Origin of the sequence: Pseudomonas sp. NFPP25 (assembly GCF_900116505.1) — a bacterium.
GTDB classification, from domain to species: Bacteria; Pseudomonadota; Gammaproteobacteria; order Pseudomonadales; family Pseudomonadaceae; genus Aquipseudomonas; species Aquipseudomonas protegens.
Genome location: NZ_FPBG01000002.1, coordinates 999,152 through 1,015,088 on the forward strand (window position 1 = coordinate 999,152; position 15,937 = coordinate 1,015,088).

Consider the following 15,937-nt stretch of genomic DNA (forward strand, 5'->3'; position numbering starts at 1 on the left):
CGTGCATAGTCACAACTCCCTGTCGGGCCAGATTGCTGCTTGGAGCGTCAGTTCAGGTCTTGGCGGCTTCGGCGGGAGCCCGCCCGTAAATGTCGTTGAAGCGCACAATGTCGTCTTCGCCGAGGTACTCCCCGCTCTGCACTTCGATCATCACCAGGTCGATCACCCCGGGATTGACCAGGCGGTGAGTGCGGCCGGGCTTGATGAAGGTGGACTCATTGGTATTGAGCAGGAACTCGTCCTCGCCATTGGTGACCAGGGCCATGCCGCTGACCACGATCCAGTGTTCGCTGCGGTGGTGGTGCATCTGCAGCGACAGCGAGGCATTGGGCTTGACCATGATGCGTTTGATCTTGAAGCGCGGCCCTTCCTCGAGCACGGTGTAGGTGCCCCAGGGACGGGTCACGGTGCGGTGCAGCTTGTAGGCGTCGTGGCCCAGGCGCTTGAGTTCCTGGGCGATCAGCTTGACGTCCTGGCTGCGGTTGCCGTCGGCTACCAGCAGGGCGTCCGGAGTGTCGATGATGATCAGGTTGTTCAGCCCGACCCCGCCCACCAGGCGCTTGCGCGAGTCGATATAGCAGTTGCTGACATCGTGCAGCACGGTCTCGCCGTTGCACTGGTTGCCATGTTCGTCCGCCGGGGTCAGCTCGCGCACTGCCTGCCAGGAGCCGATGTCGCTCCAGCCCAGCTGGCAGGGCACCACGGCGACTTTCTTCGAGCGCTCCATCACCGCGTAGTCGATGGAGATGTCCGGGGCCTGGGCAAAGCTGTCGCCATCCAGCTCCACTTGCAGTTCGTGCTTGCCCTCCTTGCGGTGGCTCTGCTCCAGGCAGTGTTCGACGGCGCTGACCACCTCGGGCACGAACTCGCGCAGTTCCTGCAGGATCACGTCGGCACGCATGCAGAACATCCCGCCGTTCCACAGGTGCAGGCCGCCATCGACATAACGCTGGGCGGTGGCGGCGTCGGGTTTCTCGACGAAGCGGCTGACCTGGAAGCTGTCCTTGTTCAGGCCCTGGCCTTTCTCGATATAGCCAAAGCCGGTCTCGGCGTGGGTGGGCACCAGGCCAAAGGTCACCAGCCAGCCTTGCTCGGCCAATTGCCGGGCGCTGTCCACGGCGTTGGCGAATGCCTGCACATCCTTGATCAGGTGGTCGGCGGGCAGCACCAGCAGCTGTGCATCATCGCCATACAGGCGGCTCACGTGCAGGGCGGCGGCAGCGATGGCCGGTGCGGTGTTGCGCCCGAACGGCTCAAGGATGAAGTCCAGCTCCACTTTGGCCTTGTTCAGCAGGCGATAGTCGTCGAGGGTGCGAAAGAACACCTCGCGGTTGGTCACCGTCAACAGGCGGCCGACGTCCTTGAGCGCGGTGGCGCGCACGAAGGTTTTCTGCAGCAGGCTTTCGCCGTCTGGCAGGCGCATGAAGGGCTTGGGCATCGCCTCGCGGGATACCGGCCACAGGCGGGTGCCGGCGCCGCCAGCAATGATGCAGGGAATGAGTGTGCTCATTCAGAAGGCCTCGCGGGTCATGATCACGGATGGAACAGTGCGGAAGAGGATGTACAGGTCGAACCAGACCGACCAGTTTTCAATGTATTCCAGGTCGAACTCGACACGTTTCTCGATTTTTTCCAGGGTATCGGTTTCGCCCCGATAGCCGTTGATCTGCGCCAGGCCGGTGATCCCCGGCTTGACCCGGTGGCGCGAGGTGTACTCCTTGACCGCCTCTTCGAAGAGAATGCCGGCGGCCTTGGTCGCGGTGGCATGGGGGCGCGGCCCGACCATGGACATGCTGCCGCCGAACACATTGAACAGCTGGGGTAGTTCATCGAGGCTGGTCTTGCGAATGAAGCGCCCGACCCGGGTGATGCGCGGGTCGCCCCGGGTGGTCTGCTTTTCGGCATGGGCGTCGGCCATGTGCTGGTGCATCGAGCGGAACTTGTAGACCTCGATCAGCCGGTTGTTGTAGCCGTAGCGCTTCTGCTTGAACAGCACCGGGCCGCTGGAGTCCAGCTTGATCGCCAGTGCCACCAGCAGCATCACCGGTGACAGCAGCACCAGGGCGATGCTCGACAGCACCATGTCTTCCAGGCGCTTGAAGAACGGCGACCAGCCCCGCAACGGCACTTCGGAGGCGTTGAACATCGGCAGGTTGGCGACTTCGGTGATGCGGTTGTGGGCGTGCCGGAAGGCCACCATGTCGGGCACCAGCAGCACGTTCACCGGCAGCCTTCGCAGCTCGCGGATGACATAGGCCATGCGGTTTTCCGCCGACCAGGGCAGCGCCACCAGGACCTGGGTAACCTTTTCCTCGCGGATCAGCCGTTCCAGGTCGCTGGAGTTGCCCAGCAGCGGCAGGTTGCACAGGGTCTTGGGCAGGCGGCCGATGCGGTCGTCGATGAAACCGGTCACTCCGGAGCGGATGTCCTGATGTTGTGCCAGGTATTCGGCCAGGCGCTGGCCGTTTTCCGTGGCGCCGAGAATCACCGCGTTCTGCAGGAACACGCCGCGCTGCATCAACTGCTGGAACAGGGTCAGCAGCACCAGGCGCTCGATGCCGAACAGCACGAAGCTGCCGGCAAACCAGCCGAACAGCTCGGGGTTGCCGATGGTGTTGAACATCTGCATCGAGTGATGCATGAACAGCAGCACGCAAAAGGACGAGGCCCAGGCGAAGAGGGTCAGCTGGAAGCGCAGCTGGTTGCTGAAGATGGATTCGGCGTACACCCCCAGGGCCTGGAAGATCAGCACGCTGATGAGGGCGAAGAACACCAGCAGGGTCAGGTCGCTTTTCAAGGCTTCCTGGCTGTTGTTGGACAGCAGGATCAGCAGCAGCCCGGGAAGGATTGCAGTCAGCCCATGAACCACACGGATGCCGAACAGGAAGTACTCGACCATGCTGGGGCGAGTCAGTAACAGGCTGTCTACAGGTTGCAACCGCATAAGATCAATTCCCTCGACCTAAGGCACACCGGTTGACTGGAGAGATCGCGAGGAAGTTCGCAATGTTTGCGACTTCCCGTCGTCTGGTCCCGGCACCGAAAAAAGCCACGTCCCTTCATCCCCAGGCGTGGTCGGCATTCAAGTGGGAAAACCGGGCCCTCTGCGTATTCAGGTGGGGCCCCCGGCGCCGGTCAAGGTGATGACCTGCACTTCCTCATTTAAACGACAGGGTCAGTAAAGCTCATGAAACAGCGACCCGCTAATTGAAAGCCGAACCGTGCCGGACGAATCCCTGCCTCCCTGCGGCTAAGCTGCCGGATTGCCGGGGGGCCATGGCCAGACTGCTTCCGGCAAAAAAATAAATTCCGACGACAGACTTTTTCGGCGGGCGGCAGGGTCAACATCCTTCATGGAATCCATAACCGGAGTCAGGGCTGATGAGTGAGCGCAAGGCATTGTTGATACTGCACGGCAAACAGGCCCTCAACGAGGAGGTGCGCGCGGCCGTCGAGGCCCGGCGCGCCGCCGGCTGGGACTTGCAGGTGCGCCTGACCTGGGAGGCGGGGGATGCCCAGCGCCTGGTGCAGGAGGCATTGGCTGCCGGCCATACCCGGCTGATTGCCGGCGGCGGCGACGGCACCCTGCGGGACATCGCCGAAGCCCTGGCCAATGCCGACGCCCCGGCCAGCCTGGTGCTGTTGCCGCTGGGCACGGCCAACGACTTTGCCCGGGCTGCGGGCGTGCCGCTGACCCCGGCGGCGGCCCTGGACCTGCTGGATGTGCCGGCGCGGGCGATCGACCTGGGGGAGGTCGGCGGGCAGATGTTCCTCAACATGGCCACGGGCGGCTTTGGCAGCCAGGTCACCGCCAACACCTCGGAGGATTTGAAGAAGGTCCTGGGGGGCGCGGCCTACCTGTTCACCGGTCTGTCACGTTTTGCCGAGCTGAGCGCGGCCTATGGCGAGTTGCAGGGGCCGGGTTTCCACTGGCATGGCGAACTTCTGGCCCTGGGCATCGGCAACGGCCGTCAAGCGGGCGGCGGGCATGAGTTGTGCCCGGGGGCCCTGGCCGATGACGGCTTGCTGGATATCAGCATCCTGCCGGCGCCCCAGGAACTGGTCGGCACGCTGAAGAACCTGCTGGCGGGCGGGTTGGGGATCGACAATCTGTTTGTCCGGGCACGCCTGCCCTGGGTCGAGATCAAGGCGTCCCGAGGCCTGGACATCAACCTCGACGGCGAGCCGCTGCAGGGCGATACCTTGCGTTTCACCGCCCGTCCTGGCGCGTTGCGGGTGCATCTGCCCGAGGATTCGCCGCTGCTGGGAGGCGCCCGCTGAGTCAGTCGTCGAGGCTGATGATGCGTTCGCGCACGGCGAACAGCACCAGCCCGGCAACGTCGAAGATCTGCAGGCGCTTCATGATCTGCGAGCGGTGGGTTTCCACGGTCTTGATGCTCAGGCCCAGGCCCAGGGCGATCTCCCGGGTGGATTTGCCGCGCACGATCAACCGCAGGATCTCCAGCTGGCGGGCCGTCAGGTTGTGGTTCTGCTCCGGTGGCGGAGGTTGCTTCTGAGCCCGGGTCAGGGCCTGGTTGATCACCGTGTGGGCGATGGCCGGGCTCAGGTAGCGTTCATTGTTGCGCAGGGCCTGGAGGGCGTGCTCGAGTTCTGTGGCGGTGGTGTCCTTGAGCAGGTAGCCGTGGGCGCCGCATTCCAGGGCCTGCATGATCAGGGCCGGGTCGGTGTGCATCGACAGGATCAGCACCTTGCTCTGCGGGTGGAGCGCCTTGAGCCGGCGCAGGGCGTCGAGGCCGCCGGTGTGTTTCATCGACAGGTCCAGCAGGATGATGTCCGGATGCAGCCTTTCGACCATTTCCAGCAGGAACGAGCCGTCATCCGCTTCACCGATCACCGCGTATCCGGGAATGTCCATGACCAGGGCACGCACGCCAGCCCTGATGAGCGAGTGGTCATCCACCAAGAGTAAATTACAGGTCAATGTAAAACCTTATTCGTGCTGGCCCGCTCCAGAGTGCGAGGGGCCCAGGGAAAGAGTGCTTCGATCTGTGTGCCTTGGTCGGCCTCGCTGGTGACCTTCAACAGGCCGCCCAACTGACTGATTCGTTCCTGCATTCCGGCCATGCCGCGCTGGCCCTGGGCGCCCGGGTCGCTGGCCGGGGCGAAACCCTGGCCATCATCGCTGATGAACAGCGACAGGCCTTCGGGCAGTCGTTGCAGGCGTACCAGCAGGTTTTTCGCCTGGGCGTGGCGCAGGATGTTGGTCACTGCTTCCTGGGTGATACGAAACGCTGCGACGGCCATTTCCTCGGGAATGCCCGCCAGGCGCTGGTGGCACTCCAGGCTCCAGTGCACCGAGGTGTTTTCCAGGGTCTTGAGCAGGTGGGCGCGCAGGCTGGCTTCCAGCCCGAGGCTGGCCAGTTGCCGCGGGTTGAGGATGGCGGAGACGTCCCGCACCTTGGCCAGGGTCTCTTCCAGGGTGGTGCCCAGCACCGCGCAATGTTCTTGCAGCTCGTCCGGCAGGCGGCGCTTGAGCCAGTCGGTCTGCAGCTTGGCGGCGGTCAGCAGTTGGCCGATGTCGTCATGCAGTTCTCGGCTCAGACGGTGCCGTTCGTTTTCCTTGACCTCCAGCAGGCGTTCGGCGAGTTCCTGGGGCTGGAAGCGGATGGATTTGCGCGAATAACCGTATTGCATCCAGATGCAGGCCAGCGCCGCCACGTTGATGACCAGCAACCCCAGAGGCAGAGGCCGGCCCAACCAGTAGACCAGCACACTGGCCAGGGTCGAGCAGGAGCACAGCAACAGGCTGAGCCAGCGCAGGTGATCACGGGAGGGGGGCCAAGAGAAGAATGACTTGAGGCTGGCGTACATAGCGGATGGAGCCAATGGATGTTCGCTGCGAAGAGCCCGGTCAAGTATGGATGACGAGGCTTGTTTGGGAAACGGTGCTCTTTGAATACCCGGTTTCAATCAACGCTGTCTGTTCGTGTTGTACAGGCTGAGTAGTAACTGCCGCCATTGGAATCAATGTGCCATTAACTGTGTCCGTTTATGCGCCGCATAATACCACCGAAGATACCGTCGGTCGCGTTTATACGCTCAGTCATATAGGACTTCAGAGTCAGGAACTGGAGGGTAGCGGTACGTCGGTACCATTGGCGCCACGTGCGCCCGAACATCGCGCAAAGTGTGCTGGGGAGCGGGTTTGCCCGCATGCACAGCGCGTTGAACAGCAAGTCCCGGTGACCTTGCTAGTTGGCTTTATGGAGTGATTGATGTCGCTCTTGGGTATGAATTAATCAATAACGACCGGGTGCTTGGCAGTTGGCCCGATATTTTGTCGATGTTGTGCAGTAGGGCGGTGATTGGCGAGAGTTTTATCCGCTGCCCCGCCGGATAAATACAACTTCAGTGGCTGCAAGATGGATATGTGCAGTTACAGTTTTGTCCCACTTGCTCTGTCAGTTCTTCGATCAGCATGACTTGTTCGCTGTCGTCCAGATTGAGCTGGCCGTTGCGCGGGTCGATCAGTTCCAGTTGCCAGGCCATCAGCGTCAGGCAGCTCTTCAAGGCATCGAGGATCGGATCGTTGAGGTCCAGGGGATGGGGGGTGCGCTTTAGCACGCCATGAATATGCAGGGAGAATTCGGCCAGCGGGCTGACTGCGTGGCGGGCCGCGGCCTGGGCCAGGCTCAGCAGGCTGGCGAGCAGGCAGTTGATGGCTTCTTCATCGTTTCTGATCAGGTGCAGGTGGCTCAGGCAGTCTTCCGATCTGGCCAGCAGGGCCTGGGCTTCAAGCAGGAACTCGGGCAGCGGTGTGGCGCACTCGTGGCCGTCCTTTAGCATGCTTATCTCCATGACTGCGTGTCCGATGGCTTGATAGGGCGTTGGCTGAACGGTTTGCAAGTTGGACGCGATAGGTGCAGCTGGATTGACGTTATAGCTGAATGCTTGCCTGCGGTCGCAGCCTGCCGAGCGAGTCGAGTGGCCTCGAACCCGGTCCGTGCGCGCATGCCGGCCACAGCAAGGCGGCGCAAGCGCGCTGGGGCAGGATGAGCGAGGGTAGTGGGGCTTGAAAGGGGGCCAAGCCACCTTTCTGCGATCAAAAACAAAAGCCTGACTCCGTTCATGCAATGAGAATGGCGTCACATTAATGGCTATTGGATATCGCGAATATCAGGCTGGTCCTGATTGTTGATAGGGGATTCCCCTAGGCACGGGAACCTTGCACCGAAATAGAGGTCTGGCCGGCGCAGAGGGTGGTGCTGAATTGACCGCGCCAGTAAAGCATGATGTTAATGTGACATCAATGGCTTTGTGTGGCAATTTGCATGCGGGTCAAGATACGGCAGACCCGGCCGATATCTGTCTTTAGTGAATTCATCAGAACAAGCCCAGGAGTCATTAATGGCCGGCATTCTCGACACGGTAGATCAACGCACGCAACTGGTGGGTGAGAATCGCCTGGAAATCCTCATGTTCCGCCTGGCCGGTCGGCAACTGTTCGCGATCAACGTGTTCAAGGTCCAGGAAGTGCTGCAACTGCCGAAGCTGACGCTGATGCCTCAGCGCCATCCCTTTGTCTGTGGGGTGGTCAATCTGCGCGGGCAGACCCTGCCGGTCATCGATCTGTCCCAGGCCATTGGCATGCGCCCGCTGGTCCCGGGCCCCAACAGCACCATCATCGTTACCGAGTACAACCGCTCGGTGCAGGCGTTCCTGGTCGGTGGCGTGGACCGCATCGTCAACATGAACTGGGAAGCCATCATGCCGCCGCCCACCAGCGCCGGGCGCCAGCATTACCTGACCGCCATCAGCAAGGTCGATGACCAGTTGGTGGAAATCATCGACGTGGAAAAGGTCCTGGCGGAAATCGTGCCCTACAACGCCAAGGTTTCCCGGGACAAGCTGGAAGATCCGGTGCTGGAGCGTGCCCGTGGCCGCGAAGTGCTGCTGGTGGACGACTCCAACGTGGCCCTCTCGCAATTGCGCGACACCCTCGGCCAGCTCGGGGTCAAGATGCACATCGCCAGTGATGGCCTCAAGGCCCTGAACATGCTCAAGGCCTGGGCCGACACCGACGTGGTGATGACCGACAAGCTGCTGATGGTGTTCACCGATGCGGAAATGCCGGAAATGGACGGCTACCGCCTGACCACCGAGATCCGCAACGATCCGCGTTTGCGCGGGCTTTATGTGGTGCTGCACACCTCCTTGTCCGGCAGCTTCAACGAATCGATGGTGAAGAAGGTCGGTTGCGACAACTTCCTGTCCAAGTTCCAGCCGGACAAGCTGGTGGACGTGGTCCGCCAACGGCTGATGCTGGACGAAGCCGACGCCTGACACGGGCCCTGCGCCGGCGCTCCTTTGTTTCGGCTAAATGCTGGTATAGGGTGAGCGCTTTTGCCCATACAGGGAGCTGGACATGCGTCTTAGCGCGCTTTACCGATACCCGTTGAAATCCGCCAGGGGCGAAACCCTGCAACAGATCGGCCTGGACAAGCTCGGGCTGCAAGGGGATCGCCGCTGGATGTTGGTGGATGAGGCCAGCGGGCGTTTTCTGACCCAGCGCGCCGTAGCGCGGATGAGTCAGCTGTCGGCCTTGTGGAATGACCAGGGTGGCCTGACCCTGAGCGCCCCAGGCCACTCCACCCTTGAAGTAGCGCTGCCGGGTGCGGATGCACCGTTGCGCGGCGTGACCATCTGGCAGGACACCTTGCGGGTTCCCGATGCGGGGGACGAAGCCGCGGCCTGGGTCAGCGAATTCATCGGCAAGCCCAGCCGCCTGGTGCAGGTTCCTGCGCAGCGGGCACGGAGCACCGCCGCCGGTTATGGCAGGGACGATGACCAGGTGGCCTTCGCCGATGGTTTTCCCCTGCTGCTGATTGGCCAGGCCTCCCTGGATGACCTGGTCGCTCGCGTGGGCCGGCCCCTGGAGATGCTGCGGTTCCGACCGAACCTGGTGGTCGAGGGCAGTGCGGCCTTTGCCGAGGACGACTGGAAGCGCGTGCGTATCGGCGATGTCGAGTTCCGTGTGGTCAAGCCATGCTCGCGCTGCATTCTCACCACCATCGATCCGCAGACCGGCGAGCGCAGTGCCGACCGCGAACCTCTGGCCACCTTGCAGAAGTACCGGGCCCAGGCCGATGGGGCGATGTTCGGCCAGAACCTGGTCAATGATGGCAACGGTCGCTTGCAGGTAGGGATGGCGGTGACGGTTATCGAATAACCGGTGCCACCTCGAAAAATGCCCGTCTCCTGGGAGACGGGCATTTTTTATTCCTGGGTAACGCCGCGATGCTCGATCAGCCGCGGTATTCGCACAGGTAGGCGGTGTCCACCGCGACTTTGAGCTGGAACTTGCTGTTGGCCGGAACGTTGAACTGGCTACCGGCCGGGAAGGTTTCCCAGTCTGCGCTGTCTGGCAGGCGCACGGTCAGGGCGCCGGAGACCACGTGCATGATTTCCCGTTGTGCGGTGCCGAACTCGTATTCGCCCGGGGCCATGACGCCAATGGTGGCTGGGCCTTCGGCCGTGCCGAAGGCAATCGACTTGACGGTGCCGTCGAAGTACTCGTTGACTTTAAACATGGGCGATTCCTCAAGAAAGGGTCAAAAAGGGTGGCCAGTATGCACAAGGCCTTCAGGGCCGTCACCTGCCGCCGTCAAGGAAGAATCAGCGGTAATAAGCGTGCTGTATTGCGCGCATCTTCCAGGGCCCGATGCTGCTGGCCGGTAAACTGCATGCCGGCCAGTTGCAGGGCTGCATTGAGCCCCAGGGGCCGCTCCAGGCGCCGGGCCTTGGCGAAGCGCTGCTTGAGGTTCATGTGCGGCACCTCATTGAGCAGGCTGTGCAGCTGTTGGTTGTGCCATTCCAGCTGCAACTGCTTGCGGTCGTAGTCGCCCCAGCTGGCCCAGCCTTCCAGGCGCGGCTGATGCTGGCCGAGCCAGCGCTCGAACAGGCCCCAGACCTCGCTCAGGGGCGCGGCGCTGTCGATATTGGCCTGGGTGATGTGGGTCAGTTCGCGGCAGAACGGCGTCAGCATGGGGCGCCGCAAGGGGCGGACGAAACGCTGGAAGTGGTCCTGTTCCCGGCCCTGACGGTTGACCAGGGTGGCGCCGATCTCAATGATTTCCATCTCGCTCACCGGCCAGCCCCCTTCATCCGTCGTGGCTTCCAGATCTATTACCAGCCAGTGGGGCATCACGAATTCCAGCCTTGAAACATCCTGAAGAGGCTTGAGCGTAGCCAAAGCCGAGGCATCCGCCTAGGGGGACGGCTGCTTGAGCGCATCGAGGGGGCATCGTCCCGACCGATGCCCCGTCTGCCTGGATCTGCTGGAAGGTGCCCGGGCTACTCCACCTCCACCAGTACCTGGCGGTTTTTCACCTGGTCCCCGAGGTTGACCTGGACCCGGGTGATCACCCCGTCGATCCCGGCCTTGAGCGGGTGCTCCATCTTCATCGCCTCCAGCACCAGCAGCAATTGGCCCTTGCTTACGTGCATGCCCTCACTGACCAGTACATCGACGATCGCCCCGTCCATGGGCGCCTTGAGCGTACCGCTGGAGGCAGTGTTCTGGCCCTGGGCCGGGGCATGGGTACGATCCACCAGGTGCAGGCTGCCCTTGGCGTTGCTCAGCCACAGCTCCCCGCCCTCCAGCCGATAGGCGCACGGGCGGCGAATGCCGTTGATCTCCAGGCTGGCCCGCCGGCCATCGGCGCTGCGCACCTTGAGCTCCAGCAGCCCATCGCCCTGGCGCACCTGCACAGCGCCCGAGGGCAGTGCGTTCAGGTGCAGCGACCATTGCCGGTCCTGCACCCCGAGCCGGTAGTCCAGGGGCACCCCGGCGTTGTTGCTCCAGGCATTGAGCGCCGGGCCATGGGCGCTGGCGCTGTGGTGGTGGAAGAGCGCAGCGGCGATGGCCAGTTCCTCGGCAGTGGGCTCCTGGGGTTGCAGGCTCGGGTCCTGGGCAAAATGCTCGGCAATGAAGGCGGTGCTGAAGTGGCCGCTGGCGAACACCGGGTGGCGCAGCAGGTTGGCCAGCAGCCGGCGGTTGCTTTCCAGCCCCAGCAGCACGCAATCCTCGACGCCACGCAGCAGCTTGCGCCGCGCCTCTTCGCGGGTAGCACCGTGGGCGATCAGCTTGCCCAGCATCGGGTCGTAGAACGGGCTGACCCATTGGCCTTCCTGCAAGCCATGGTCGGTGCGGATCCCCGGTGCCGGCTCCCAGCGCAGGATCTGGCCGGTCTGCGGCAGGAAGTTCTGTGCCGGGTCCTCGGCATACAGCCGCACTTCAATGGCGTGGCCGTCGAGGCGCACCTGCTCCTGGCCCAGGGGCAGCGGCTCGCCGGCCGCCACTTGCAGTTGCAGGGCCACCAGGTCCAGGCCCGTTACCAGTTCGGTGACCGGGTGCTCCACCTGCAGCCGGGTATTCATCTCCAGGAAATAGAACTGCCCGCTCGCATCCAGGAGGAATTCCACGGTACCGGCGCCCACATAGTTCACCGCCCGCCCGGCCTTGAGCGCTGCCTCGCCCATGGCCTGGCGCAGCTCCGGGGTCATGACCGGGCAGGGCGCCTCTTCGATGACCTTCTGATGGCGGCGCTGGATCGAGCAATCCCGCTCACCCAGGTAGATCAACTGGCCATGCTCGTCGCCGAACAGCTGCACCTCCACGTGCCGGGGCTCGATCAGCGCCTGCTCCAGGATCAGTTCGTCGCTGCCGAAGGCGTGCAGGGCTTCGGAGCGGGCCGTGCGGATCTGCTCCAGCAACTGGCCGGCTTGGTGTACCAGGCGCATGCCACGCCCGCCACCGCCGGCGCTGGCCTTGATCATCAGCGGATAGCCGATGCGCTGGGCTTCGCGCTGCAAGGTGGCGTCGTCCTGTTCCGCCCCCTGATAGCCCTGGATGCACGGCACGCCGGCTTCGAGCATGGCGATCTTCGAGCGACGCTTGCTGCCCATCAGCTCGATGGCGGCAGCGCTGGGGCCGATGAACACCAGGCCGGCGCTTTCACAGGCGGCGGCGAACTCGGCATTTTCCGAAAGAAAGCCGTAGCCCGGGTGAATGGCGTCGGCACCGGTGCGCCGTGCCGCTTCCAGCAGCGCGGCGCCGTCGAGGTAGGACTGCTGTACCGCGGACGGGCCGATATGCACCGCTTCGTCAGCCAGTTGCACATGCAAGGCCTCGGCATCGGCATCGCTGAACACGGCCACGGTGCGATAGCCCAGGGCCTGGGCGGTACGCTGGATGCGGCAGGCGATTTCGCCACGGTTGGCGATCAGGATCTTGTTGAAATTGGGCATACAGGCTCCCGGGAATCGGTGGGGGGCGTTCGCCGGCAAGCCGGCTCCTACAAGGGCTCAGTTGGCCCAGGCCGGTTTGCGTTTCTGCACGAAGGCCAGGGTGCCCTCGACCCCTTCCTCACCCAGGACTGCATTGGCGAAGTCGTTGGCGGCCTGGTCCAGCAATGGCCCCTGCGGTTGGTCGACACTCGCCAGGAGCAAGGCCTTGGTCGCCGCGTTGGCCCCCGGGGCGCAGCGCAGCACCAGGGAAAGCTGCTGCTCCAGGCGTTCCTGCAGGGCCTTGGCATCGTTCTCGACAAAGTGCACCAGGCCCAGGCGCTGGGCTTGGGCGCCATCGAAACGGGCGGCGGTCAGGGCCAGGCGCCGGGCCTGGGCCAGGCCGATGCGCTGCACCACGAACGGGGCAATTTGCGCGGGCAGCAGGCCCAGGCTGGTTTCCGGCATGCTGAACTGGGCCGAGTGCTCGGCGATGGCGATGTCGCTGACACAGGCCAGGCCGAAACCGCCCCCCAGCACCGCGCCCTGCAGCACACACACCAGCACCTGGGGCAGGTGCTGCGCTTCTTCCAGCAGGGCGCCGAAGGCGCGGTTCAGTTCACGGTAGGCGGCGCTGCCATGGGCACGGGCGCCGGCCATGTCCTTGAGGTCGCCACCGGCACAGAAGTGCTCGCCGGTGCCGCGCAGCACCAGGGCACGGATGCTGCGCCGGTCACGGACCGCGGCCATCACCGTGCGCAGTTCGGCGACCATCTGCAGGCTCATGGCATTGCGGTTTTGCGGGCGATTGAGGCTGATGAACAGCACGCCGTTGCGCGGCTCCAGCAGCAGGGTCTGGCAGGCAGGGAGCGGGTTCATTTCTTTTTCCCCGGCAGGATGCCCATGAGCTTGCAGATGATCCCCAGCATGATCTCGTCGGCACCGCCGCCGATGGACACCAGGCGCACATCGCGATAGGCCCGGGCCACCGGGTTGTCCCACATGAAGCCCATGCCGCCCCAGTATTGCAGGCAACTGTCGCTGACCTCGCGGCCCAGGCGCCCGGCCTTGAGCTTGGCCATGGAAGCCAGCCGGGTCACGTCCTGGCCGCGTACATACTGTTCGGTGGCCTGGTAGACCAGGGCCCGCAGGCATTCGATCTCGGTGGACAGCTCGGCCAGGCGGAAGTGGATCACCTGGTTGTCGATCAGCGGGCTGCCGAAGGTCTTGCGCTCCTTGCAGTACTCGATGGTGCTGTCCACGCAGTACTCCAGGCCCTTGATCATGTTCGCCGCGCCGAACAGCCGTTCTTCCTGGAACTGCAGCATCTGCATCATGAAACCGGCGCCTTCGTGGCCGATGCGGTTGCGTTGAGGCACTCGCACATTGTCGAAGAACACCTGGGCGGTTTCCGAGCTGCGCATGCCGAGCTTGTCCAGATGCGAGCTGAGGCTGATGCCCGGGGTGTTCATCGGCACCATGATCAGCGACTTGTTGACGTGGGGCTTGTCGTCCGAAGTGTTGGCCAGCAGGCAGATGAAGTCGGCGCTGGGGGAGTTGGTGATCCACATCTTGCTGCCGTTGATCACGTAGTCGTCGCCGTCCTTGCGGGCGTGGGTCTTGAGCCCGGCCACATCGGAACCGGCGCCGACTTCGGAGACGCCGATGCAGCCGACCTGCTCGCCCGTGATGGCCGGCCGCAGAAACTCGTCGCGCAGTTCATCGGAGCCGAAGCGCGCCAGGGCCGGGGTGCACATGTCGGTCTGCACGCCGATGGACATGGGAATGCCACCGCAATGGATGGTGCCGAACTCCTCGGCGGCGACGATGGAGTAGCTGTAGTCCAGGCCCATGCCGCCGAATTTTTCCGGCTTGGAGATGCCCAGCAGGCCCAGTTCACCGGCCTTGCGGAAAATCTCGTGGATGGGAAAGCGCCCGGCCTTTTCCCATTCCTCGACGTGGGGGTTGATCTCGCGGTCTACAAATTGGCGCACCGTGCGCCGCAGTTCTTCGTGTTCCTGGGTGAAGATCATTGTTGTTCTCCTCAAGTGGGGTCAGACCGCGAAATGTCCTATCAAAACCGAGCCACGCCAAAGCTGTTGGGCGCCAGCTCGCGCACCTGCGCCTCATGGCAGATGTCCAGCAGGTAGCCCAGCAGAGTGCGGGTATCGCGCGGGTCGATCAGCCCGTCGTCCCACAGGTTGGCGCTGCCGTAGAGCGCCGTGGACTGGCTGTCGAGCTTCTGCGCGGTGACCTGTTCCAGCATGTCGAGCATCTTCGGGTCGGCTTCCTGGCCGTTCTTCGCATGCTTGGCCTCGGTGACGATGCGCAGCACCTTGCCGGCCTGGGCGCCGCCCATCACCGCGGTGCGGCTGTTGGGCCAGGCGAAGATGAAGCGCGGGTCCAGGCCACGGCCGCACATCGCATAGTTGCCGGCGCCGTAGGAGCCACCGACCACGATGGTCAGCTTCGGCACTCGGGCATTGGCCACCGCCTGGATCATCTTCGCCCCGTGCTTGATCACCCCCTGCTGCTCGGATTCGGTGCCCACCATGAAGCCGGTGGTGTTGTGGAAGAACAGCAGCGGGGTCTGGCTCTGGTCACAGAGCTGTATGAATTGCGCGGCCTTGCTCGCGCCCTGGGGCGTGATCGGGCCGTTGTTGCCGATAAAGCCGCAGGGCCGGCCCTGGATCTGCAAGTGGCCGCAGAGGGTCTGGGCATCGAACTCGCCCTTGAACTCCAGGAACTGCGAGCCGTCTGCCAGGCGGGCGATGATTTCCCGGGCGTCGTAGGGCTTCTTCGGATCGTCGGGAATCAGCCCGAGCAACTCGTCGATGGGATACAGCGGCTCGTTCCAGGTCCTGGCGGGCTGCACTGGCAGTCGGGCGTTCCACGGCAACAGGCTGACGATCTCGCGGACGATGCGGATGCCGTCGGCGTCGTTTTCCGCCAGGTATTCGGCGGTGCCGGCCACCTGGGCGTGCATCTCGGCGCCCCCCAGTTCTTCATCGGTGGCCACTTCACCGGTGGCGGCCTTGAGCAGCGGCGGGCCGGCGAGAAACAGCTTGGCCTCGCCACGCACCACCACCACGTAGTCCGAGAGCCCGGGCTGGTAGGCGCCGCCGGCGGTGGCCGAGCCGTGGACCACGGTGATCTGCGGCAGGCCCATGGCCGACATCCGCGCCTGATTGGCGAAGCTGCGTGCACCTTCGACGAAGATTTCCGCAGCGTAGTTGAGGTTGGCGCCACCGCTTTGCGCCAGGGTCACCACTGGCAGTTTGTTCTCCATGGCGATCTGTTGCAGGCGCAGGGATTTCTTCAGGCCGCTGGGGGAGATAGTCCCGCCCTTGATCGCGCAGTTGTTGGCCACCACCAGCATGCGCACGCCGCACACATAGCCGATGCCGGCAATCAGGCCGCCGCCGGCCTGGGTACCGTCCTTGTCGTCGTGCAGCTTGTAGCCGGCCAGGCTGGCCAGCTCGAGAAACGGCGCGCCCGGGTCCAGCAGCAGGTTGAGGCGTTCGCGGGGCAGCAGTTGGCCGCGCCGGTCGAACTTGGCCTTGGCTTCGGCGGCCTTGGCCAGCAGGTTCTGCTGCAGTTCCTGCAACTGTTGCAGGCCCGTCAGCATGGCTGCGCGGTTTTGTGCGAACTGCGGACCGTGGGGGTCGAGTTGGGACTGGATCACCGGCAT

General features: G+C 63.8%; 14 protein-coding genes. 3 read left to right on the forward strand and 11 right to left on the reverse strand.

What is annotated here, in order from left to right:
• Window positions 1–52: 52 nt before the first annotated feature.
• Both BM382_RS11665 and BM382_RS11670 read right to left on the reverse strand, forming a co-directional pair.
• Window positions 53–1,510, reverse strand: coding sequence for a mannose-1-phosphate guanylyltransferase/mannose-6-phosphate isomerase (locus BM382_RS11665; RefSeq protein ID WP_072442892.1), 1,458 nt, complete (start codon window positions 1,508–1,510; stop codon window positions 53–55).
• Window positions 1,511–2,944 (reverse strand): undecaprenyl-phosphate glucose phosphotransferase, encoded by a 1,434-nt coding sequence (locus BM382_RS11670; protein ID WP_011062483.1) that lies wholly within the window; start codon window positions 2,942–2,944, stop codon window positions 1,511–1,513.
• Between the two features lie 437 nt (window positions 2,945–3,381).
• Between BM382_RS11670 and yegS the strand changes: the two genes are divergently transcribed.
• Window positions 3,382–4,281, forward strand: a complete 900-nt coding sequence (yegS, locus tag BM382_RS11675) for a lipid kinase YegS (RefSeq protein WP_011062482.1) — start codon at window positions 3,382–3,384, stop codon at window positions 4,279–4,281.
• 1 nt (window position 4,282) lies between these two features.
• Here yegS and BM382_RS11680 read toward each other — a convergent pair whose 3' ends face one another.
• From BM382_RS11680 to BM382_RS11690, 3 genes are all read right to left on the reverse strand, one after another.
• Window positions 4,283–4,942: a response regulator gene (locus BM382_RS11680; RefSeq protein ID WP_011062481.1), complete on the reverse strand. Its 660-nt coding sequence runs from the start codon at window positions 4,940–4,942 to the stop codon at window positions 4,283–4,285.
• Window positions 4,939–5,832 (reverse strand): sensor histidine kinase, encoded by an 894-nt coding sequence (locus tag BM382_RS11685; RefSeq protein ID WP_011062480.1) that lies wholly within the window; start codon window positions 5,830–5,832, stop codon window positions 4,939–4,941. The genes BM382_RS11680 and BM382_RS11685 overlap by 4 nt, the downstream gene beginning before the upstream one ends.
• A 537-nt stretch (window positions 5,833–6,369) precedes the next feature.
• Window positions 6,370–6,807, reverse strand: a complete 438-nt coding sequence (locus tag BM382_RS11690) for a hypothetical protein (protein ID WP_015636500.1) — start codon at window positions 6,805–6,807, stop codon at window positions 6,370–6,372.
• A 561-nt stretch (window positions 6,808–7,368) separates the two neighbouring features.
• Between BM382_RS11690 and BM382_RS11695 the strand changes: the two genes are divergently transcribed.
• Both BM382_RS11695 and BM382_RS11700 read left to right on the forward strand, forming a co-directional pair.
• Window positions 7,369–8,304, forward strand: coding sequence for a chemotaxis protein CheV (locus BM382_RS11695; RefSeq protein WP_011062478.1), 936 nt, complete (start codon window positions 7,369–7,371; stop codon window positions 8,302–8,304).
• 82 nt (window positions 8,305–8,386) lie between these two features.
• Window positions 8,387–9,190, forward strand: coding sequence for an MOSC domain-containing protein (locus tag BM382_RS11700; RefSeq protein WP_011062477.1), 804 nt, complete (start codon window positions 8,387–8,389; stop codon window positions 9,188–9,190).
• 76 nt (window positions 9,191–9,266) lie between these two features.
• Here the strand turns inward: BM382_RS11700 and BM382_RS11705 are convergent, their stop codons facing one another.
• The 6 genes from BM382_RS11705 to atuC form a co-directional block, all read right to left on the reverse strand.
• The gene (locus tag BM382_RS11705; protein WP_011062476.1) at window positions 9,267–9,551 is read right to left on the reverse strand and encodes a pyrimidine/purine nucleoside phosphorylase; all 285 of its coding nucleotides are present in this window, start codon (window positions 9,549–9,551) and stop codon (window positions 9,267–9,269) included.
• Window positions 9,552–9,625: 74 nt separating this feature from the next.
• Window positions 9,626–10,165 (reverse strand): 3'-5' exonuclease, encoded by a 540-nt coding sequence (locus tag BM382_RS11710; protein WP_011062475.1) that lies wholly within the window; start codon window positions 10,163–10,165, stop codon window positions 9,626–9,628.
• A 149-nt stretch (window positions 10,166–10,314) separates the two neighbouring features.
• Window positions 10,315–12,270, reverse strand: a complete 1,956-nt coding sequence (locus BM382_RS11715; RefSeq protein ID WP_072442894.1) for an acetyl/propionyl/methylcrotonyl-CoA carboxylase subunit alpha — start codon at window positions 12,268–12,270, stop codon at window positions 10,315–10,317.
• 57 nt (window positions 12,271–12,327) lie between these two features.
• Window positions 12,328–13,125 carry an enoyl-CoA hydratase/isomerase family protein gene (locus BM382_RS11720; protein WP_072442896.1) on the reverse strand — a complete coding sequence of 266 codons (798 nt, stop codon included), beginning with the start codon at window positions 13,123–13,125 and terminating at the stop codon, window positions 12,328–12,330.
• Entirely contained in the window at window positions 13,122–14,279 is a 1,158-nt protein-coding gene (gene atuD, locus BM382_RS11725; protein ID WP_011062472.1) for a citronellyl-CoA dehydrogenase, read from the reverse strand. Before atuD ends, BM382_RS11720 begins: the two co-directional genes overlap by 4 nt.
• Before the next feature lie 41 nt (window positions 14,280–14,320).
• Window positions 14,321–15,937 carry a geranyl-CoA carboxylase subunit beta gene (gene atuC, locus BM382_RS11730; protein ID WP_072442898.1) on the reverse strand — a complete coding sequence of 539 codons (1,617 nt, stop codon included), beginning with the start codon at window positions 15,935–15,937 and terminating at the stop codon, window positions 14,321–14,323.